The sequence below is a fragment of the Pseudoalteromonas issachenkonii genome, from assembly GCF_002310795.1.
GTDB classification, from domain to species: Bacteria; Pseudomonadota; Gammaproteobacteria; order Enterobacterales; family Alteromonadaceae; genus Pseudoalteromonas; species Pseudoalteromonas tetraodonis.
The window spans coordinates 296,562-317,386 of sequence record NZ_CP011030.1; the positions used below are offsets into that span (position 1 = coordinate 296,562).

Sequence of the window (20,825 nt, forward strand, 5' to 3'; positions counted from 1 at the left end):
GTGCCAGAGAATTTAATATCGTGTAGAATATAAAAATCACAACATCCATATTGTAGATGATACAGGGTCGGAAACAGAGAATTCACCATGAAAAAAATAGCACTATCTTTAACTATATTGCTTGGTGCGTTGTCAGCAAGCAACGCAACAGCATTTGATGGCGATGTAAACGCAGGTAAAGAAAAATCAGCAACGTGTGCGGCTTGTCACGGCCCAGACGGTAATGCGCCGGTTAACATCTACCCAAAAATTGCAGGCCAACACGCAGATTACATATACAAGCAACTTACTGAATTTAAATTAGGTATGACTTCGGGCGGTAAAGAAGGTCGTATGAATCCAGTAATGAGCGGTATGGCAATGCCATTAAGTGATCAAGATATGAAAGACTTGGCTGCTTACTTTGCTTCTTTGAACATGTCTGAAGGTGCTACACCGAAAGATGTTCAAGAAACAGGCGCAATGTTATATAAAGCAGGTGATGCTGAGCGCGGTATCCCATCATGTGCGGCTTGTCATGGTCCACGTGGTAATGGCTCTTCACTTGCTAAATTCCCAAAGATTTCTTTCCAACATCCAGAATACATCAAGTCACAACTTGAACAGTTCAGAGATGGTGTTCGTAATAACGACCTAAATGGTGTTATGCAGGACATTGCAAAGAAACTAACAGATAAAGACATTGAAACACTCTCTAAATACCTTGGTGGTCTACACTAAAGTCGTATTTATTTAGATGTTGTTAACATAATATAATGTTAATTAGTGAAAAAGGCAGCTTTAGCTGCTTTTTTTGTGCCTGCCGTGACCGATAAAGCTCCTTCTCTTGTAAGACATTGACCATACTTTGGTGTAAGAAAAATCTCATTTTATTTTTATTTTTTAATATAACTTATTGTAATTTATATTTTTTAGTGTTTTTTGTCATATGTAGTACAAGAAAAAAGATATAAATTAGTTGTAACAAAATTATTAACGAGTAAATTAACCCCTGTCGCAAAAACAATAACAAATAGGAAAACGTTATAAGGATAGTAGCGCGGCACGACTGAATAGCACATAGAGTGTGCTACCAAAGGAAATATCAAAAAAGTGTTAGGAAGACCGAAAATAATAAAATACTCATGGAAGTTTAATAATAAAAACAAAATGGAATGCTACACGGAAGATAAATAATAAAAATACGGATAGAAAATAATAATAAAAACAATAAAGACTAAAAAGTCGAAGGGAGAAGTGTCCATATAATGGCGCTCAGATTAGTAGGCGGTAGAGATGTTTTCTCTACCGCCTTTTTATTTGTCCTGTTACAATACCCCCCGTTTAAAAAAAGCACCTTAACTGTGCTTTGGCGCACAAAACGCCCAAACTGAATTCTCCTGGCTAGGCCAGCACCGCGATGCCCATTGAGTTGCGCCTCGCTCAAAACCTCTTAAGTGAGACGATCAAGATATGAGTAGAAAGAAAAAGTCACGTAAAATTCCATCAAATGGTCCCGTTCGTTTAAGCCAAGATAAGCTTAAAGAAATGCGCGCATTGAAAGAGCAACGTGTTAAAAAAACTAAGGGCGCTAAGCCTGGTTCACGTAATGCACCGGATGCATTGAGTAATGACACTCAAAAAGCAGGTTCGGCTGCTAAAGATAAACGCGTTGGTAGTAAAAAAGCAGTGCCATTGGTTGCACCTGCTGCTGAACCAAAAATCGAAATGAAACGTAACCTTAAACCTGTAGCAGAGCTTAAAAAGGCTGTTGAACCAGAATTAACGCCTGAACAAGAGTTAGAAGCCCTTGAAAATGATGAGCGCTTACTTAAATTAGTTGAGCGTCATGAGCAAGGTGAAATGCTAACGGGTAAAGATGCAAAATACTTTAATAGCCGCATAGCGCGTCACCAAGTGCTTTGTAAATTATTAGGCATTGAAGATGAAGAAGAGTTTGAAGATGACTTCAGCGATGAAGACAGTAATTCAGACTTTGATCAATACCTATCAAACGATCTAGCGAATGAATGGCTAGATGACGACGAAGATAAGTAATAAGGACACGCAATGAGTACAGCAGTGATCTTAGCCTTAGTTGTAGGTGCTGCTATTATAGCGGGCTTGGCATTTTATGCGGGTCAGTTGCTCTATAAGCTAAATGTGCAAAAAAAGCTAATTAGCAAAAAACAGGCAGAGCAACAGCAAAAGCTAAAACAGTCGCGTTTAAAGCGTAATGCGAAGTTAGCCGATAGTATTCATTTAATTGCACGTGCTATGAATGAAAAGCAATGTGATTACTCTGAGGGGTGCTTACGTATTTGGGTGCTTATGTCGCAATATAGTTTTGATACTGAGCGCGACCTAACGAGTGCATACCCGGGTATTTATAAAATGTACGACGTGGTAAAAGAAATGCCAACCCATGATTCGCGCAAAAAGTACGCTAAAAAAGAAATTTTTAAGCAAGACACGGCGCGCTGGCGCGCAGAAGAATCACTGAGTGATGAAATTGAAGCTGACTGTAAAAAAATTATTGTTGAGTTTAAAGCAGCCCAAGGCAGCGAAAACGTGGTTTTTAACTAGCGCTTAGATTTTACGGCATATATAAAAAAAGCAGACCTTGGTCTGCTTTTTTTTATGCGTGCTAGTTTTAAATTATATAACGCGTGAGAAGCGAGTGGCATTTATCTGTTTTTGTAAATGCGCATCAAAGCACATACAAATAATACGAATAAATAAATTCCCTTTTGGTGTTACGCTAATTAGGTTGTTTTCTATTGTTACCATTTCATCGGCAATTAATGGTGCGAGTGCCTCTAAAGCATCTTGAAAGTAGTCATTAAAGCTGATTTTATGTCTGTTAGCGAATACGCTCATATCAAGCTCAAACTGGCAAATAAGCTGCTTAATCGCATCGGCGCGAATAAGATCATCTTGGGTTAAATGCATGCCTTTATTAATGGCACTGCCTGCTTGCTCATCAACTGCTTGATAATAATGTTTTAACTCTTTTTTATTTTGTAATATCGCTGTGCCTATTTGTGAAATAGACGAGACACCTAAGCCCAATAAGTCGCACTCGCCATGAGTGGTGTAGCCTTGAAAATTACGATGCAGCTGATTCGTATTTTGTGCAATGGCTAGCTCATTATCAACTTTTGCAAAGTGATCCATACCTATAAATTGATAGCCCGCCTGCGTCATTTGCTCTAGGGTATTTTTAAACATGGTGAGCTTATTATGCGCACTGGGTAAATCGGCGTCTTTAATTTTACGTTGGGCGGCAAAACGTTCTGGTAAATGAGCGTAGTTAAATACTGAAACGCGGTCAGGGTTTAAGGCAATAAGTTGCTCAATCGTTTGCGTAAAGCTCTCAGGTGTTTGTAGTGGCAGGCCATAAATCATATCAGCATTAATTGATTTAAAGCCCAACTGTTTTGCTTGGGTAATTAATTGCTGTACCTCATCAACATGCTGAGGGCGATTAACAGCCAGCTGAACCTGATCATTAAAATCTTGAATACCAAATGACACACGATTAAACCCCAACTCGCTTAAATCAACCAGCATATTGTCAGCCAGTGAGCGAGGGTCGATTTCGATACCGCGCTCGCAGGTATCGCTAAAGTTAAAGTGTTGCTCTAGCAGCTTTACTAAGCGCGTCATTTGCGCTGCGGTTAAAAAAGTTGGTGTGCCGCCCCCCAAATGTAATTGCTCAACCCGATAATCTTGAAACAGCGGCGCTTGTGCTGCAATTTCTTTAGCTAAAAAGTCTAGGTAGGTATCGGCTTTAGATTGGTGGCGAGTAATGACTTTATTACAGCCACAGTAATAACAAAGCTGACTACAAAAAGGAATATGAATATATAAAGACAACGAACGGGTTTGCGATGATTCAATAGCGCTAATCAAATCTTGTTGCTGATAACCATCAGCTAACGAAAGTGCGGTCGGGTAAGACGTATAACGCGGGCCCGATACATTGTATTTGTTTATTAAAGTTTGATCCCATTGAGGAAGTTTAATCATCACGCGCACCTTATCTTTTAAGTTGCTGCGTATTGTAAAAAAGCAAAGGGGAGGAGGTTTTGATCTACAACAAAAAAAGGTGCCGCAGCACCTTTTTAATATATAACGCGGCTGCGTTACATTATGGCGTCTTTTAAGTACTGAAATAACTCTTTGTAGCTTCTCGCTGGTTTTTCAGCTTTTACTTCTTTGGCAGCATTACGCACCATTTGGCGCATTTTTTGGCGCTCAAGAGCTGGATATTGTTCAATTGTTTCGTTAATTAAGTCATCGCCTTGTTCAATTAAATCACTGCGCAGTTGCTCAATTTTTTTGATCATAACCTCAGCTTGGTTATTTTTATTAAGCATGACATCAATGATCGCTTTAATTTCTTCAATATTTTCTACCGTACGAAGGGTTTTTGCGATGTAATTTAAATGTCGGCGGTAAGCATCACTTTTATTACTTATTTTATCAGCAACCACCATTGCTTCTTTTAAGTCATCATTGAGCGGCAGGCGTTCGCGCTGCTTTTTACCCATTTTGGCAATTTCAGATCCTAACTGATGAAACTCTTGCGCTTCGCGCTTAAGTTCACTTTTTGATACATATATAATTTCTTCTTCAATTTCAGCAGGCTTGCCTTTTTTCTTCGCCATGGGGTGCTCTTAAATAAAAATAACTTCATCTATTATACGCGATTCTTTTAGTGATTAATATTAGCTGATGTGGTGCAGTGAGTGTGTTAGCATTTAAATATAAAAAATGTGTGCAATATGGCCTTCAGGGCTCAGGACAGAATTTATGAAAAGCCAACACCAAGATCCAATTTATTCGCAAATCTCTCAAGTAAAAGACGCTGTATCAGAAGTACTTGAACATGCTAAAAAACTAGGTGCTACCGCTGCAGAAGCTGCTATGTCTAGCACTTCGGGGCTGTCGGTAAGTACGCGCATGGGGGAGGTAGAAACCATTGAGTTTAATCAAGACGGTGGTTTAGGTATTAGCGTGTATGTTGGCAATAACAAAGGCTCGGCATCAACGGCTGATTTAAATCCTAAAACATTACGTGCTGTGGTCGAAAAAGCCATCGATATTGCTAAATTCACTTCAGACGATCCATGTAATGGCATTGCTGATAAAGAACTGCTTGAGTTTGCCCCTAAAGATTTAGACTTGTTTCATCCTTGGGATGTAAGCCCAGAGCAAGGGATTGATTTGTGTCATGCCGCAGAGCAAGCCGCATTAAACGCCGATGAGCGAATTGTGAATTCAGATGGCGCGAGCTTTTCATCGCATCAAGGGTTGCGAGTATATGGTAACAGCCATGGTTTAATTGCAGGCTTTCCACGTACTCGCCACAGCATAAGCACTATGGTGATAGGTAAAGAGGGCGAGCATATGCAGCGCGACTCAGCCTACACGATTTCTCGCGATCAAGCGGGGTTAAAAGATGCTGCAAGTGTTGGACTTGAAGCTGCAGCAGAAACCCTAGCAAAACTAAACAGCCAAAAACTAGGCACCATGAAAGTGCCGGTTATTTTTAGAGCCGATATTGCTAATTCATTGTTTGGCCATTTGGTATCAGCAATTGGTGGTGGCGCACTGTATCGTAAATCCAGCTTTTTATTGGATAGCTTAGGCACGCAGGTATTTAGCAAAACCGTTAATATTTCAGAGCGTCCGCACTTACTTAAAGGCTTAGCATCATCGCCATTTGATAGCGAAGGGGTTAAAACTCTCGACAGAGAAATAATTCACGGTGGCGAGTTACAAACGTATTTATTAGCAAGCTATGCGGCACGTAAAATGAATATGACCCCAACAGGGCACGCTGGCGGTATTCATAATTGGTTAGTAGAACAGACGCATCAAGATTTAACTGCATTATTAAAAACCATGGGTACGGGCTTATTAGTTACAGAATTGATGGGGCAGGGCGTGAATACCGTAACCGGTGACTACTCTCGCGGTGCGGCTGGTTTTTGGGTTGAAAATGGGGAAATACAATACCCAGTAAGCGAAATTACGATTGCTGGTAATTTAAAAGATATGTTCAAAGGTATTTCCGCTATAGGTGGCGATATAGAACGTCGCGGCGGGATTCAGACTGGTTCAGTACTGATTGAACAAATGCAAGTAGCAGGTGCTTAATACCCATCCGCAATAATATTTATTTCAGTGAATTGGTATAAACCCACTTTGCTTGCTTAAATTAAGTTTAATTTAAGCAAGCCTTCTTTTGATGTTTTTAAGGTGTGATATGGCTAAAGATAGATATGCGCCAAAACCGTTAACCGATATTATGGCTGGGCTGAACAACCGCTTAGCAGCCTATGCGGGAAAAAGCTATGCACTGGATACACAGCAACAATTGTTGCGCGATTTCTTAGGCCCTAAGTTAGGTGAAAAGTGCCGAGTAAGTAATTACCGTGACGGCACCTTAATGATAGAAGCTGTTTCTGCACCTATTGCGCTTAGGCTTAATTATTTAAAAATGGACATGCAATCGCATTTTAGAGCCGCGGGTATGGCCGAGCTTGGGCAAATAAAAATTACTGCCAATCCACAGGCAACTCAACGGTTAAGCACTCGACCTAAAGTGGCTGATGGCAAACCAACGAACTCCCTTAAAATGAGTGAACAAACGGCTGATTATTTAAATGCGATCGCCGATTCTGCTCCACCGTCATTAAAAGAAAAGCTTCAACGCTTAGCTTTACACGGTAAAAATAAACCTTAATTAAATACCATTTGACACCTTGCTCGGTTTGTTTTGCTGGCTTTAAAATACTTTGTTACATATTCGATTTTATTGTTATTTAAATCAGGTTTATCATGCCTAGTTAGTACTTCCTAAATTAGGTTGTAGCTGATGCGTATTTCATTAAGCAGATAATAGACTGCATCCTATTGTTGTTTTTTTGAGTTATCAAATCTTAATGAAATGCGTATTTATTCTAATTAATATACGGAATTCTTATGAAAAAAATAACAATGACTGCCGCCAGTATTGCATTGGCGTTAGGTTTGGTTGGTTGCGGCGAAAAGCCACAAGAAATGCAAGCAGAAGCAACAACAGTAACCGCACCGGTAGCAACCCCTGGTGCCTTAGGTGTTGATTTACAAAATATCGATAAAAGTGTTCGTGCACAGGATGATTTTTACTACCACGTAAACGGTAAATGGTTAGAAAAAACTGAAATCCCTGGCGATAAGTCAAACTATGGGTCGTTCTCACAGTTATATGATGAATCGCAAAAAGCAATGAAAACAGTACTAGAAAATGCCAGTACCAATAGCAGCGCAAAGCCAGGTTCAGATGAATATAAGATCGGCGCATTTTATACTAGCTACATGGCTGAAAATGCTCGTGAAGAGTTAGGGATGTTACCACTTGAGCCAGCTATTAAAAGCATTGATACAGTAAAAGATAAAGTCGCGTTGGTCACATTGATGGCACAGCTACAAGTTAAAGGCGGAGATCTTCCTTTTGGCTGGTATGTTAATAATGATGCTAAAAACTCAAGTGAAAATGCGCTTTATGCCTATCAAGCGGGACTTGGTTTACCTGACCGTGATTATTATTTAAAAGATGATGAAAAATTCACAAAAATTCGCGCGGCATATCAAACCTATATTACCGATATTTTAGCTAAAGCTGGCGTTAATAATGCCGCTGATGCAGCCAAAGCGATACTTGCCCTTGAAACGACACTTGCTGAGGCACAGTGGAGTCGGGTACAAAGTCGTGATGCAACAAAATCATATAATAAAATGTCAGTAGCTGAAGCTAACACGTTAATGGGAGATTTTGATTTAAGTGCTTACTTTGAAGCCGTTGGTGTTGATGCCCAAGAGTTGATTGTGCGCCAACCAAGTTACTTTGAAAAATTTGCAGACATTTTCAAAAATACAGACTTATCGGTTTGGCAAAACTACTTAAAATTCCATTTCGTTAGTAATTACGCGCAGTTGCTAAATAAAGACTTAGTGGATTTGAAATTTAATTTTTACAGCACCACATTGCGCGGTGTTGAAGAGCAAGCGCCACTTTGGAAGCAAGCCGTTGATGCATCAAACAGTGTACTGGGTGAAATTTTAGGTAAAGTCTACGTTAAAGAAAACTTCCCGCCAGAAGCGAAAGCGCGCATGGAAGAATTAGTTGATAACGTGATTAAAGGCTATTCAGTGGCAATTGAAAACCTTGAGTGGATGAGCCCTGAAACAAAAGTTGCGGCGCAAGAAAAGCTGGATAAGTTTACGCCTAAAATTGGTTACCCAGATAAATGGAAAGATTATTCAGATTTAGTAATTAATCCTGATGAACTAGTAGGTAACTATATTCGCTACAGTGAGTGGGCTTATGCAGATATGGTTGCTAAATTAGGTAAGCCAGTTGATCGCTCTGAGTGGCATATGACGCCACAAACAGTGAATGCTTACTACAACCCAGTGAATAACGAAATAGTATTCCCTGCGGCGATTCTGCAGCCTCCTTTCTTTAATTTAGAAGCAGATGATGCGGTTAACTATGGTGCTATTGGTGCGGTTATTGGCCATGAGTTAGGCCATGGCTTTGATGACCAAGGTGCAAAATACGACGGTGATGGCAATTTACGTAATTGGTGGAGCGAGTCAGACCTTAAGCAGTTTGAACAGCGAAGTGCTGCCTTAGTTGCGCAGTATAATCAATATAAACCGTTTGAAGATGCCAGCGTTAATGGTGAGCTGACACTGGGTGAAAACATTGGTGATTTAGGCGGCTTAACCGTCGCTTATAAAGCGTATCAATTATCGCTGGGTGATTCTAAAGCGCCCATTATTGAAGGCTATACGGGCGACCAACGCTTCTTTATGGGCTGGTCGCAAATTTGGCGTCGTAAATACCGTGATGAAGCATTGCGCAATCGTTTAATGACCGATTCACATTCACCGAGTCATTATCGCGTGATTGGTATTTTGTCGAACATGCCGGAATTTTACCAAGCGTTTGATGTTAAAGAGGGCGATAAAATGTATATCAAGCCTGAAGATCGCGTAAAAATTTGGTAATTTAAGCTGAAATTAGCTTAAGCGGTTAGGCCCCACTAATCGCAAAATAAAAAGCCAGTGAGCATGATGCTCACTGGCTTTTTAGTTACTTTTATACTTGATGATAAAACTAGCTATATTTCGTTTTTATGGCGCTGATAATCTCGACATTGGCCGCAGGAAAATCATAGTTATCAAGTTCGTCTATGCTGACCCATTCGCTTGGTTGCCCTTCTGCGCCATGAGCTTGACCATTAAAGTTACTGACCACGTGTACATTAAGTCGTACGCATTTATCGCCATAGTCGTGCTCTATAGTGACAAGTTCGCTTGAGCTATGAATAGTCAGTTCTACTTCTTCAAATAATTCGCGCTTCAGTGCTTGAAAAACACTTTCTCCGGCTTCAACTTTTCCGCCTGGAAATTCCCATAAGCCGCCTTGGTGCTGTTCATCTGCACGTTTACAAATAAACACATTGTTATTTTTTTTAATTACACCCACAGCAACATTGATGATTACTTTAGTCATTATCTCTCCCTTAAATAGCATAAAAAAAGCGACGCAAGCGTCGCTTTTTATCTAACTTAACAAAGTGGTGTTATTTTAATTTACCACAACATTGTTTGTATTTTTGACCTGAACCACATGGACATGGATCGTTACGACCCACTTTTGGCTCGCTACGCGCCATAACCTGAGCGCTTTGTGGTGCTTCACCACCTACGTGCTCTGCTTCTTCATGTTGATATTCGCGAGGGGCATTTTCACTTTTACGGTGTTGCTCTTCTACTTTTTCAACATCTTCTTCAGCGCGAACTTGCACTTTACTTAAAATACCGACGACATCGACTTTTAAGTTTTCTAGCATTTCAGAGAACAATTCAAACGACTCACGTTTGTACTCTTGCTTAGGATTCTTTTGTGCATAACCACGTAAGTGAATACCTTGGCGTAAGTGATCCATTGCAGCAAGATGGTCTTTCCAATGTTGGTCAAGACTTTGAAGCATAATGGCTTTTTCAAACTGGCGCAGTACAGAATCGCCGACCATTTCTTCTTTTTGCTTGTAAGCTTGTTCAACCGCTTCTTCAATACGCTCACGCAGTTTTTCTTCATACAGTTTATTGTCATCAGCTAACCACTGAGTAATTGGTAACTCAATTAAGAAGTCTTGTTTTAAGCGTTCTTCAAGTCCTGGTATATCCCACATTTCAGCTAAGCTTTGTGGAGCAATGTATTGATCAATCACACCAGCGAGCACATCACCACGGATAGCAGTAATCGTTTCTGAAATATCACCTTCTTCAAGCAATTCATTACGTTGAGAGTAAACAACACGACGTTGGTCGTTTGCTACATCATCGTACTCAAGTAGCTGTTTACGCACATCAAAGTTACGTGCTTCTACTTTACGCTGAGCGTTTTCGATTGCGCGGTTAACCCATGGATGTTCAATCGCTTCACCGCGTTGCATACCTAGTTTACGCATCATGTTAGTCATGCGTTCACCAGCAAAAATACGCATTAACGCATCGTCCATCGATAGGTAAAAACGGCTTGAACCGGCATCACCTTGACGGCCAGAACGACCACGTAATTGGTTATCAATACGACGTGATTCATGACGCTCAGTACCAATAATGTGTAAGCCGCCAGCATCAATTACCGCATCATGGCGAATTTTCCATGCTGCTTTTATTTCAGCAATTTGTTCGTCAGTTGGGTTCTCAAGTTTTTCAACTTCGCTGTTCCAATTACCACCAAGTACAATATCGGTACCACGACCGGCCATGTTGGTGGCAATGGTGACTGTGCCCGGTAAGCCCGCATCAGAAACAATGTCTGCTTCTTGTGCGTGGAATTTAGCATTAAGTACGTTGTGCTTAATTTTTTCTTTGCGTAAAAACTGCGATAAGTACTCAGAGCTTTCAATTGAGATAGTACCTACAAGTACCGGCTGACCACGTTCTTGACAGTCTTTAATGTCTGCTAAAATCGCTTCGTACTTTTCTTCTTGCGTTAAGTAAACTAAATCAGCGCGATCATCGCGGATCATTGGTTTATTGGTTGGCATAACCACAGTGTCTAAACCGTAGATAGACTGAAACTCAAACGCTTCTGTGTCGGCTGTGCCTGTCATACCTGCTAGCGTTTCGTACAAGCGGAAGTAATTTTGGAACGTAATAGAAGCTAACGTTTGGTTCTCGTTTTGAATTTTCACACCTTCTTTTGCTTCTACAGCTTGGTGTAAACCTTCTGACCAACGGCGTCCTTCCATAGAGCGACCTGTATGCTCATCAATAATGATGACTTCGTTTTCTTTAATAACGTAGTCAACATCTTTTTGGTAAAGCTTGTGCGCACGAAGGGCGGCATAAACGTGGCTAAGTAGCGTGATGCTCGCTGCTGAATACAGTGAGTCACCTTCTTCAATTAGGCCGCGCTCGGTAAGTAACTCTTCTACTTTTATTTGCCCACGCTCAGTAAGATGAACTTGCTTAGATTTTTCATCGATAGTGAAATCGCCATCGCCTTCAATCCCTTCCTCGTCTTCTTTTTCTTGTAATTCAAGTAGAGGAACGATGGTATTTATTTCAGTGTATAGCTCAGAGCTATCTTCAGCGGGACCAGAAATAATCAGTGGCGTACGTGCTTCATCAATAAGGATTGAATCCACTTCATCCACTACAGCATAAAATAATGGGCGTTGTACGCGCTCATCAATACTAAATGCCATGTTGTCACGCAGGTAATCAAAACCAAATTCGTTATTGGTACCATAAGTGATGTCAGCTGCATAAGCTTGTTTTTTCTGTTGTGGCATCATGCCCGGAACATTACAGCCTACGGTTAACCCTAAAAATTCAAATAATGGGCGATTGGTTTCAGCATCACGTTTGGCCAAGTAGTCATTCACGGTAATGACATGAACACCTTTACCTGTTAAACCATTTAAATAAGCCGGCAGTGTCGCTGTGAGTGTTTTACCTTCACCGGTACGCATTTCTGCGATACGACCTTGGTGTAAAACCATACCACCTAATAACTGCACGTCGAAATGACGCATACCGTTTACACGCTTTGATGCTTCACGCACCACTGCAAATGCTTCTGGTAGAATATCGCCTAAGCTTTGTCCGTTATCGTAACGCTCTCTAAACTCGGCTGTTTTAGCTTTTAAATCTTCATCTGAAAGCGCTTCTAGCTGCGTTTCAAGTGCATTGATCAGTGCGACCGTCTTTCTTAGGTTTTTAATAGTGCGGTCATTGCGACTACCAAAAATCTTGGTAAATAAATTAGATATCATGATAAAACCGTTACAATGTGTTTTTTTGCTAGCCGTGCATCGGCTAACCCATTTTTTACAATTGATAATTAATGTATTCTTTAAATTAACCTTTAGGACACATTAATTAGCAATTTTGTATTAAGCTGCTTAAAAAGCACTGTTTATTACCTGCGCTACTATACCAGACTCTGCTAAACATCAAACTACCTCAATAAAAAGATCTTCATTTAAAACAGAAAAATGAGATCTCGCTCATAAAAATAGCGTTATGTAACGAAACTTGATTCAAACTGCAGATAAACAGACCCTAAAGATATGGTGCTGAATAAATTAAAAACAAGAGCAAAGCGCTTAAATTTCACCCTTAAACGCCTTGTTAGCAGCCATCGTTTTTTAAAGCTTAAATTGAGCAATCGTTTTATATATTACTCTCGGTAAGTCACTTAAGTCATACGCTTTATCTGCAGGTATGTAATGAATGGTTGCGGTATCATTAAAGAGATTACTAATTGCAAAAAAAGCGTGTGTTAATATCTTCTGCAACCAGCGTTTGCTAAAATTATTTTTAGTCGCATAAAGTTAATTATATTTTTTATCGCTATAAAACGCGTTGATTGAGTTTTAATAAGGGTAAATAAAGTGCAAACCAACAAAGATAATTTAGTCGTTCTTGGCGCTGGCTGGCTTGGCCAAGCCTTATGTATTGATGCACAAAAACAAGGTTGGCAAGTGCAGGGGACTCATCGTAGTGACACTCATCAATTTGATTTTGAACGTCAGTTTGTTTTACAAAACGGTGAGTTGCAGCACCAAGTGGATTTACAAAATGCGTATTGGGTCTGTGCAATCCCGCCTCGCAGTCGAGATAGCGAAAGTGATTACCCGCAAGTGCTTGAGCAGGCGTTAAAGCTGGCAACTGAGCTTAATTGCAAAGGCTTTTTATTGTGCTCATCGACTGGGGTGTATGATCAAGAACCTGGCGTTTATAGTGAAAGCAGCGATATATCAGGCACTAACGAGCGACAAATAAAGCTGTATGACGCTGAAGAGCAAGTGCTTGAACAGCAAGGTAAAGTGCTTCGCTTAGCCGGATTGTTGGGGCCAAATAGAGAGCCTGGTCGTTTTGTGGCGGGTAAAGAACTCAATACCTCTAGTCAGCAAGTGGTGAATATGGTGCATCAACAAGATGTGATCAATGCTATTTATGCGGTCCTTAATAACTGGTCGCAAGGACAGAGCATTTATAACGTGGTGAACCCAGCGCACCCGACCAAAGCAGATTATTATGCACAAAAGTGTGAGCTGTATGGCACACAAATGCCGAGCTTTAGTAGTAATGAGGTCGCTGAGCGCAAAGTTATTGGCTCAGCGATAGAAGCACTGGGTTTTAGTTATCAGTATGGTATTTAATAAGAAGGTAAGGGCGAGTTTTTTATAAAGTCACACAACTTACCTTCACTTAGTAGCGTGTTGGCCGCTTCAATATCGGGAGCAAAATACCGGTCTTTGTCGTAATAGCTAACATGTTGGCGTAGCAGTGCTTTGGCACTTTCTACTTTATCACACGCGCGTAGTGGTGCTCTAAACTCAAGCCCTTGGGCAGCACTGAGCCATTCTATGGCCAGTACGCCCTGCGTATTATTAGCCATATCAACTAGTCGTCGTGCTGCAAACGTTGCCATGGAAACATGGTCTTCCTGATTTGCTGAAGTCGGTAAGCTATCTACCGAAGCTGGGTGCGCTAAGGATTTATTTTCAGAGGCCAGTGCTGCTGCGGTGACTTGAGCAATCATAAATCCTGAATTTACCCCACCGTTTTTTACTAAAAATGGCGGTAATTTTGATAAATTAGAGTCAATCAATAGAGCAATACGTCGCTCAGCTAAGGCGCCAATTTCAGCAATAGCAATCGCCAGGTTATCAGCGGCCATAGCGACGGGCTCAGCATGAAAGTTTCCGCCTGAAATAATATCCCCTACATCGGCAAATACGAGAGGGTTATCGGTTACTCCGTTTGATTCACACAGTAGTACTTCGGCGGCTTGACGTATTTGGGTTAAACATGCACCAAGAACTTGCGGCTGGCAACGCAGGCAATATGGGTCTTGTACTTTTTCACAATTAATATGTGAGTCACTAATTTGTGAGTGGGTATCGAGTAATTCTCTAAATACGTGAGCCGTATCTATTTGCCCTTGCTGACCACGAATGTCATGAATACGCGCATCAAATGGCGCGCGACTGCCCATGGCCGCTTCTATACTGATAGAGCCAATAACACAGCTTTGTGCGTACAAGTCTTCGGCTCTAAATAAGCCTTGTAGTGCAAATGCAGTGGATGCTTGGGTGCCATTCAATAAGGCTAACCCTTCTTTTGCAGCTAATGTTAGTGGCTCAAGCCCTGCAATTTTTAGCCCTTGTGTAGCGCTTATCAGCTCACCTTGATAACGCATTTTACCCTCACCTAATAAAGGCAAACACATATGCGCAAGCGGTGCTAAATCGCCCGATGCACCCACTGAGCCCTTTTTAGGTACGCAAGGGTAAACTTCACTTTTAAGCAGCTGCATAAAAAACTCAAGCACAGCTAAGCGAATACCAGAATAACCGCGCGATAAAGAGTTTATTTTTAGTGTGATCATCAATCTAACGGTGCTGTCATCCATTAACTCACCAATACCTGCGGCGTGTGAAAGCACGATACTGCGTTGTAATAGTTCGAGTTCATCGTCAGCGATTTTAGTATTGGCCAATAACCCAAAGCCAGTATTAATACCATATACAGTGCGATGTTCGTTTATCACGTTTTGGACTGTTTGAGCACTGGCAGCTATTTGCGCCTGTGCATCATTGGCCAGAGTTAAGTGTATGGCTGATTTGTTAATTTTTCTTAGCGTGTTTAAGTCAAGCTGACCCGGTTTGAGTGTATATGAAATCATGACTTGTCCTCATTAAGCATTGGTAGGTCTAGCTGCTGCTGTTGCGCACAGTTTTTTGCAATTTCATAACCCGCATCAGCATGGCGCATTACACCGGTGGCGGGATCGTTCCATAATACTCGAGCAAGACGCTGCTCTGCTTCATCAGTACCATCGGCAACAATCACTACGCCTGAGTGCTGGCTAAACCCCATGCCTACACCACCGCCATGGTGAAGTGATACCCAAGTAGCACCGCCTGCGGTATTAAGCAGGGCATTTAATAGTGGCCAATCGGAGACCGCGTCGGAGCCATCTTTCATACTTTCAGTTTCACGGTTAGGGCTGGCAACTGAGCCTGAGTCGAGATGATCCCGTCCAATAACTACCGGCGCTTTAAGCTCACCGCTTTTAACCATATCATTAAAGGCAACAGCAAGGCGCGCTCTATCTTTTAAACCGACCCAACAAATACGTGCAGGCAAGCCTTGAAATTGAATTCGCTCACGCGCCATATCAAGCCAATTATGCAGGTGTTTATCATCTGGAATGAGCTCTTTTACTTTTGCATCGGTTTTATAAATATCTTCAGGATCGCCAGATAGCGCTACCCACCTAAATGGACCAATACCTTCACAAAATAATGGACGAATATACGCAGGCACAAACCCAGGGAAATCAAATGCATTACTCACGCCTTCTTCTAGGGCCATTTGACGAATATTATTGCCATAGTCGGTTGTTGCTGCGCCCGCTTTTTGTAGTGCCAGCATCGCCTTTACTTGGACTGCCATTGACTGTTTAGCCGCTTTTACAACTGCTTGTGGGTTATCGATTCGCATTTTAGCTGCGTATTCCATACTCCAATCTTGTGGCAGGTAACCGTTAAGTGGATCATGAGCTGAGGTTTGATCGGTAACTATATCGGGAGTAATACCACTCTTTACCAAGGTACTAAACACATCGGCGGCGTTACCTAGTAACCCCACAGAAAGCGCTTCTCCTTTTATGCAAGCATCTGTTATTAATTTTAGTGCATGCTCAAGATCTGTGGCTTTTACATCGACATATCCTGTTTTTATCCGAAAATCGATACGGCTTTCATCACATTCCACCACCAAGGCACTAAAGCCTGCCATAGTAGCCGCTAATGGTTGTGCGCCCCCCATACCTCCAAGACCACCCGTTAATACCCACTTACCTTTAGCATTACCAGCAAAATGCTGTTTTGCCATAGCCACAAACGTTTCGTAAGTGCCTTGCACTATGCCTTGAGAGCCAATGTAAATCCAAGACCCTGCGGTCATTTGGCCATACATCATCAAGCCTTTTTTATCTAGCTCATTAAAGTGCTCCCAATTTGCCCAGTGCGGTACTAGGTTTGAATTGGCAATTAATACCCGTGGTGCATTGCTATGAGTTTTAAATACACCCACAGGTTTGCCTGATTGCACTAATAAGGTTTCGTCATTTTCAAGGCGTTCCAGTGTAGCAATTATTTTGTCATAACTTGGCCAATCACGTGCAGCACGGCCAATCCCGCCATACACCACCAAAGCTTGAGGGTGCTCGGCAACATCAGGGTCTAAATTATTCATTAGCATGCGTTTAGCCGCTTCGGTTTGCCAGCTTTTGGTGGTTATTTGATTGCCATGTTGCGCGCGTATTGTGCGCTGTGTGTCCAGTCGATGATTCATTGTTCACTCCTGTTTAATAGTGTTATGCGTTATGCGCTTTATTATTATTTTTAAATGTTAATTGTCCGCCCAAGCGGTACTTACTGCCCGGCGATATAAGTCGTGCAAAGCTAACAATCCCGTTAACCGACCAAGTGCGGCGTATTACTTGTAAACAAGGCTCTTCGTTATATAGGTTAAGCCATTGACACATTTCATTATTTGGCGTTATAGCCTCTACGGTATGCCTTGCTTGTGTTAAAGGGGCAACCGTTGATAGGTATTCGTGTGGGGTGAGAGCGGTAAAATCTTGTTGTAAATAATCCTTGGCAAGTAACGGGTTTACAAAGCGTTCTTCAACTTGCAAGGGACTGTCGTTTTCGTTATGAATAATGACACTTCTATACACCACACTATCTACCTCAACACCTAAAGCAATAGCAATTGGCGCCACGGCATTGATTGATTCCAACACCTGTACTGTGCAGCTGTAGTTTCCGTTTCGCTCTTTGACTTCATGTGCAATGTTTTTTATTTCCAGTAGTGATGACTGCGACTTAAAGCTTGCGACAAAAGTACCTAGCCCTTGGCTACGGGTTAAAATGCCTGTATCAGTTAGCTCACTTAACGCTCGACGTGCGGTCATTCTGCTTACCGCAAACTGCTTTGCCAGTTCATTTTCTGAGGGCACGCGTTGGTTTTCAAGCCAAAGCCCACTGCGTATTTTATCCACAATAAACTGTTTTATTTGTGTAAATTTAGGTGTTGGCATAAACGCTTTTGGTGTATTAAAAATAAACAATACTTAATAAGATGGCATAATTACCTTGTATATACAAGATGTGTTGTTAAACTCGTTTGAACATTATCGCGGAGAAACTTATGCAAGCCACAGAGTCTACAGAACAGTTAAATGATATCGATTTATTGCTCACAGATGCCAACATTGCGACCATGGATAGCAATATTGATGCGCCTTATGGGGCGATAGAAAATGCGGCATTAGCTATTAAAAATGGCAAAATAGTGTGGCTAGGTAAGCAAGCTGACTTACCTAATTTTGATGTGTTAGCCACCCCGATATTAAGTGTAAAAGGGCAATGGTTAACCCCAGGCTTAATTGATTGCCATACACATTTAGTGTTTGCCGGTTCTCGTGCGCAAGAGTTTGAGCAGCGTTTGCAGGGCGTGAGCTATCAGCAAATAGCCGCGCAGGGAGGGGGAATAGCAAGTACAGTTAAAGCAACCCGAGAGGCTGACCACGAACAGTTATTTGTAGCAGCAAAAGAGCGTTTAAATGCATTGTTAGCTGAAGGGGTGACGACGGTTGAAATTAAGTCAGGGTATGGGCTTGATATAGACAATGAGAAAAAAATATTGGAGGTGGCTAGGCTGTTAAATCAACATCACCCCATTGAAGTAGTTAACACCTTTTTAGGGGCACATGCGCTACCTTTGGAGTTTAAAAACCGCAGTGATGATTACATAGATTTGGTATGCAATGAAATGCTAAGCACGCTTGTTGAACATGACCTAGTAGATGCCGTTGACGTTTTTTGTGAAGACATTGGCTTTAGCTACGCACAAACTCAACGCGTATTTGATGCAGCTAAAAAACAGGGTTTGGCAATCAAGTGTCATGCCGAGCAATTATCAAATCAACACGGTGCAGCGCTGGTAGCACAATACAATGGCCTGTCGGCTGATCATTTAGAATACCTTGATGAAGCAGGCGTTAAAGCTATGGCAAACGCAGGCACTGTGGCGGTATTACTGCCTGGGGCTTTTTATTTTTTAAAAGAAACGAAATACCCACCAATTGAGCTGTTAAATAAATACAAAGTACCTATTGCGATCGCCAGTGACTTTAATCCCGGCACATCACCCTTGTGTTCGTTGCAATTAATGATGAATATGGCCTGCACCTTATTTAATTTCACCCCAGAGCAGGCATTAACTGGCGTAACAGCACATGCGGCTCGTGCTTTAGGTTTTACTGATAGAGGGATGTTAAAAGTTGGCGCTCGCGCAGATATAGCTCATTGGCAAATTGACCATCCTGCACAATTAAGTTATCAGTTTGGGGTAAATAAACTGTTAAATCTATGGATATTGGGTAAACTTAGTTAGTTTGTATAAAATTAACTCTTAAACCTATGTTTTATTTAATGTCAGTGAGTACGTCAGCTATGGATGGAACGTTATTGAGCTACAGCAATTTAGCTATTTTTTTAAGTGGTGCACTTTTAATGGCAATGGTTGCCACGCTATTAACCGTTAAAAGTAACGTAATGAGACTCAGCTTTTTATGTACTGGGCTCATTGGCTTAGCTATGGTCAGTAGTGCAATACCTTGGCTCGCTATTTTACTAGCGCTAGGTTTTGGTTTTAATTTATATCAAGCGAAGTTACAAAAGCAAAAAAAACCACTTCTTATCAGTGCCTGTGCAAGCGCATTACTTGCTTTATTATTAATAGGGTATCTCTTTTTTACGCTGCATTTAGCGTGGTTGCTCATGGCTATTTTACTGCTCTCAGTCAGTGGTTTTTTAGCTGATAATGAGCCTATAGCTACTGCGCCTTTAAAGCCACAAACCGAGCCTGAGGTGTATGTTGAAAACTCACCCTTAGCCAGCTTCCCCGATAAACAACAGTTACGTCAAAAGTATAATGAGCTTACTGATGAAGGTTCATTCAGAGCCGCACTTATTGTATTAAGGCTAGAGGGGTTTGCGCAGGTAAATCAACATATTGGTCGAGATTTTGGTGACTTATTGTTGTCGCAGTCGGCAAATCGAATAAAAGACTTACTAGACAGTGATGAAGTGTTGTTCCTTGCTCCGCACGCTAAATTAGCGCATTTAGGCGGGTTAAATTTTGCGTTTATTTGTGATCTACAAAGCCATAATCATTTACATCAACAGCTTATCAAGCAAATTATTGGCGCTACATTAAAGCCCTTTAACGTGGCAAATTGCACTATTGAAGTAAAGGTAAGAGCCAGTTATGTTCATTGCGATCAACAAAGTACGAACTTTGATGATTTAATTAGTCATGCTTACTTGGCACTTGATAGTCAGCCAAGTAAACAAATAGTGGCTTATCATCAACAAATGACGGTTGAGCATTTAGAGCAACAAGCGCGATTAACAGAGCTTGCGAATATCAGCTTTGCTGATGAGTTTGAGCTGTTTTTTCAACCCGTTATTCGCAACGGCGATGGCCAAATTGAGTTTTTAGAATTGTTATTACGTTGGCAACACCCCACGCAAGGCACCTTATCGGCAAGCCGATTTATAAATGATATTAGAATTGCAGGGCTTGGTTATTCACTGGCTACCTTTGTTATAGAGCGTGCTGGCGAATTAGCCATGGCACTTCGTATGGAAGGGATATCGGTACCTTTGAGTGTTAATTTATTTGGCCCAGAAATGCTCAACGAAGAGTTTGTTGATTTTGTTTATGGGGTTATTGGTGAGCATCAACTCAGGCCAGGCGATTTAATTATTGAATGTCCGCTTCATGTTTTTACCAGCCTCGATGATAAAGGCAGAGCCATGATTGCAAGGCTTAATAGTTTAGGTTTAAAAGTGTGTGTTGATGGTTTAGGTGATAACCCTGTATTACTTTCTAAGTTACCTAGTTTAGCGGTGGAATATATTAAAGTATCGCCTGCATTAACTGCAGACTTTAGTAATCAAAATAATATACGCAGCTTAGTAAGCGGTATGGTAGAAATGCATAATCAGCAACAAACAAAAGTGATTTTTGAAGGTGTTGAAACACTGGACCAACTTAAATTTGTGAAAAGTTTGAAAGCTTATGCCTCACAAGGCTACTACTTCGGACACCCTTTAAGTAGCTTAGGGTTAATGAGTTGGTTTAAACAGTGGTTACAGGCACAAGAAGACTAG

16 protein-coding genes are annotated in these 20,825 nt (G+C 41.3%); 9 read left to right on the forward strand and 7 right to left on the reverse strand.

The annotated features are described in order from the left end of the window. Window positions 1-87: 87 nt before the first annotated feature. The 3 genes from PISS_RS01370 (at window position 88) to PISS_RS01380 (ending at window position 2,565) form a co-directional block, all read left to right on the forward strand. On the forward strand, window positions 88-720 hold the full coding sequence (locus tag PISS_RS01370) for a c-type cytochrome (RefSeq protein WP_013463877.1): 633 nt from the start codon (window positions 88-90) through the stop codon (window positions 718-720). A 732-nt stretch (window positions 721-1,452) separates the two neighbouring features. After that, window positions 1,453-2,037 carry a Der GTPase-activating protein YihI gene (yihI, locus tag PISS_RS01375; RefSeq protein ID WP_013463879.1) on the forward strand — a complete coding sequence of 195 codons (585 nt, stop codon included), beginning with the start codon at window positions 1,453-1,455 and terminating at the stop codon, window positions 2,035-2,037. Window positions 2,038-2,049: 12 nt separating this feature from the next. Then, window positions 2,050-2,565 carry a DUF2489 domain-containing protein gene (locus tag PISS_RS01380; RefSeq protein ID WP_024602131.1) on the forward strand — a complete coding sequence of 172 codons (516 nt, stop codon included), beginning with the start codon at window positions 2,050-2,052 and terminating at the stop codon, window positions 2,563-2,565. A gap of 72 nt (window positions 2,566-2,637) precedes the next feature. Here the strand turns inward: PISS_RS01380 and hemN are convergent, their stop codons facing one another. Further along, a complete protein-coding gene (gene hemN / locus PISS_RS01385; protein WP_058154051.1) occupies window positions 2,638-4,011 on the reverse strand; it encodes an oxygen-independent coproporphyrinogen III oxidase in 1,374 nt (457 codons plus the stop codon). A gap of 116 nt (window positions 4,012-4,127) precedes the next feature. Further along, window positions 4,128-4,652, reverse strand: a complete 525-nt coding sequence (gene yjgA / locus PISS_RS01390; protein WP_013463882.1) for a ribosome biogenesis factor YjgA — start codon at window positions 4,650-4,652, stop codon at window positions 4,128-4,130. Between the two features lie 145 nt (window positions 4,653-4,797). Between yjgA and pmbA the strand changes: the two genes are divergently transcribed. The 3 genes from pmbA to PISS_RS01405 all read left to right on the forward strand — a co-directional run bounded on the left by pmbA (window position 4,798) and on the right by PISS_RS01405 (window position 9,048). Next, window positions 4,798-6,147, forward strand: coding sequence for a metalloprotease PmbA (pmbA, locus tag PISS_RS01395; protein WP_013463883.1), 1,350 nt, complete (start codon window positions 4,798-4,800; stop codon window positions 6,145-6,147). Window positions 6,148-6,256: 109 nt separating this feature from the next. Further along, window positions 6,257-6,736, forward strand: coding sequence for a DciA family protein (locus tag PISS_RS01400; RefSeq protein WP_058154052.1), 480 nt, complete (start codon window positions 6,257-6,259; stop codon window positions 6,734-6,736). A 239-nt stretch (window positions 6,737-6,975) separates the two neighbouring features. Continuing rightward, window positions 6,976-9,048, forward strand: coding sequence for a M13 family metallopeptidase (locus tag PISS_RS01405; RefSeq protein WP_058154053.1), 2,073 nt, complete (start codon window positions 6,976-6,978; stop codon window positions 9,046-9,048). A 109-nt stretch (window positions 9,049-9,157) separates the two neighbouring features. Here PISS_RS01405 and mutT read toward each other — a convergent pair whose 3' ends face one another. Both mutT and secA read right to left on the reverse strand, forming a co-directional pair. After that, window positions 9,158-9,556, reverse strand: a complete 399-nt coding sequence (gene mutT / locus PISS_RS01410; RefSeq protein ID WP_058154054.1) for an 8-oxo-dGTP diphosphatase MutT — start codon at window positions 9,554-9,556, stop codon at window positions 9,158-9,160. Between the two features lie 70 nt (window positions 9,557-9,626). After that, window positions 9,627-12,335, reverse strand: a complete 2,709-nt coding sequence (gene secA, locus PISS_RS01415) for a preprotein translocase subunit SecA (protein WP_013463887.1) — start codon at window positions 12,333-12,335, stop codon at window positions 9,627-9,629. Window positions 12,336-12,956: 621 nt separating this feature from the next. On the opposite strand from secA, the gene PISS_RS01420 reads away from it, so the two are divergent. Then, complete coding sequence (locus PISS_RS01420; protein ID WP_016899310.1) at window positions 12,957-13,727, forward strand: Rossmann-fold NAD(P)-binding domain-containing protein; 771 nt, start codon at window positions 12,957-12,959, stop codon at window positions 13,725-13,727. Here the strand turns inward: PISS_RS01420 and hutH are convergent. The 3 genes from hutH to hutC are packed head-to-tail and all read right to left on the reverse strand — an operon-like array spanning window position 13,724 to window position 17,683. Further along, window positions 13,724-15,256 carry a histidine ammonia-lyase gene (hutH, locus tag PISS_RS01425; protein ID WP_058154055.1) on the reverse strand — a complete coding sequence of 511 codons (1,533 nt, stop codon included), beginning with the start codon at window positions 15,254-15,256 and terminating at the stop codon, window positions 13,724-13,726. The genes PISS_RS01420 and hutH overlap by 4 nt on opposite strands. Further along, on the reverse strand, window positions 15,253-16,932 hold the full coding sequence (gene hutU / locus PISS_RS01430; RefSeq protein ID WP_058154056.1) for a urocanate hydratase: 1,680 nt from the start codon (window positions 16,930-16,932) through the stop codon (window positions 15,253-15,255). The genes hutH and hutU overlap by 4 nt, the downstream gene beginning before the upstream one ends. Before the next feature lie 22 nt (window positions 16,933-16,954). Beyond that, window positions 16,955-17,683 carry a histidine utilization repressor gene (hutC, locus tag PISS_RS01435; protein WP_058155442.1) on the reverse strand — a complete coding sequence of 243 codons (729 nt, stop codon included), beginning with the start codon at window positions 17,681-17,683 and terminating at the stop codon, window positions 16,955-16,957. Between the two features lie 110 nt (window positions 17,684-17,793). On the opposite strand from hutC, the gene hutI reads away from it, so the two are divergent. Both hutI and PISS_RS01445 read left to right on the forward strand, forming a co-directional pair. After that, a complete protein-coding gene (gene hutI, locus PISS_RS01440) occupies window positions 17,794-19,041 on the forward strand; it encodes an imidazolonepropionase (RefSeq protein ID WP_058154057.1) in 1,248 nt (415 codons plus the stop codon). A gap of 59 nt (window positions 19,042-19,100) precedes the next feature. After that, window positions 19,101-20,825 carry a GGDEF domain-containing phosphodiesterase gene (locus PISS_RS01445; RefSeq protein WP_058154058.1) on the forward strand — a complete coding sequence of 575 codons (1,725 nt, stop codon included), beginning with the start codon at window positions 19,101-19,103 and terminating at the stop codon, window positions 20,823-20,825.

Excerpts from the sequence above, each read along its gene's own strand:
- PISS_RS01445 (WP_058154058.1), top strand. The coding sequence starts at position 19,101 with ATGGATGGAACGTTATTGAGCTACAGCAATTTAGCTATTTTTTTAAGT.
- pmbA (WP_013463883.1), top strand. The coding sequence starts at position 4,798 with ATGAAAAGCCAACACCAAGATCCAATTTATTCGCAAATCTCTCAAGTA.
- hutU (WP_058154056.1), bottom strand. The coding sequence starts at position 16,932 with ATGAATCATCGACTGGACACACAGCGCACAATACGCGCGCAACATGGC.
- mutT (WP_058154054.1), bottom strand. The coding sequence starts at position 9,556 with ATGACTAAAGTAATCATCAATGTTGCTGTGGGTGTAATTAAAAAAAAT.
- hutC (WP_058155442.1), bottom strand. The coding sequence starts at position 17,683 with ATGCCAACACCTAAATTTACACAAATAAAACAGTTTATTGTGGATAAA.
- yjgA (WP_013463882.1), bottom strand. The coding sequence starts at position 4,652 with ATGGCGAAGAAAAAAGGCAAGCCTGCTGAAATTGAAGAAGAAATTATA.
- PISS_RS01380 (WP_024602131.1), top strand. The coding sequence starts at position 2,050 with ATGAGTACAGCAGTGATCTTAGCCTTAGTTGTAGGTGCTGCTATTATA.
- PISS_RS01400 (WP_058154052.1), top strand. The coding sequence starts at position 6,257 with ATGGCTAAAGATAGATATGCGCCAAAACCGTTAACCGATATTATGGCT.
- hutI (WP_058154057.1), top strand. The coding sequence starts at position 17,794 with ATGCAAGCCACAGAGTCTACAGAACAGTTAAATGATATCGATTTATTG.
- hemN (WP_058154051.1), bottom strand. The coding sequence starts at position 4,011 with ATGATTAAACTTCCTCAATGGGATCAAACTTTAATAAACAAATACAAT.
- hutH (WP_058154055.1), bottom strand. The coding sequence starts at position 15,256 with ATGATTTCATATACACTCAAACCGGGTCAGCTTGACTTAAACACGCTA.
- yihI (WP_013463879.1), top strand. The coding sequence starts at position 1,453 with ATGAGTAGAAAGAAAAAGTCACGTAAAATTCCATCAAATGGTCCCGTT.
- PISS_RS01405 (WP_058154053.1), top strand. The coding sequence starts at position 6,976 with ATGAAAAAAATAACAATGACTGCCGCCAGTATTGCATTGGCGTTAGGT.
- secA (WP_013463887.1), bottom strand. The coding sequence starts at position 12,335 with ATGATATCTAATTTATTTACCAAGATTTTTGGTAGTCGCAATGACCGC.
- PISS_RS01370 (WP_013463877.1), top strand. The coding sequence starts at position 88 with ATGAAAAAAATAGCACTATCTTTAACTATATTGCTTGGTGCGTTGTCA.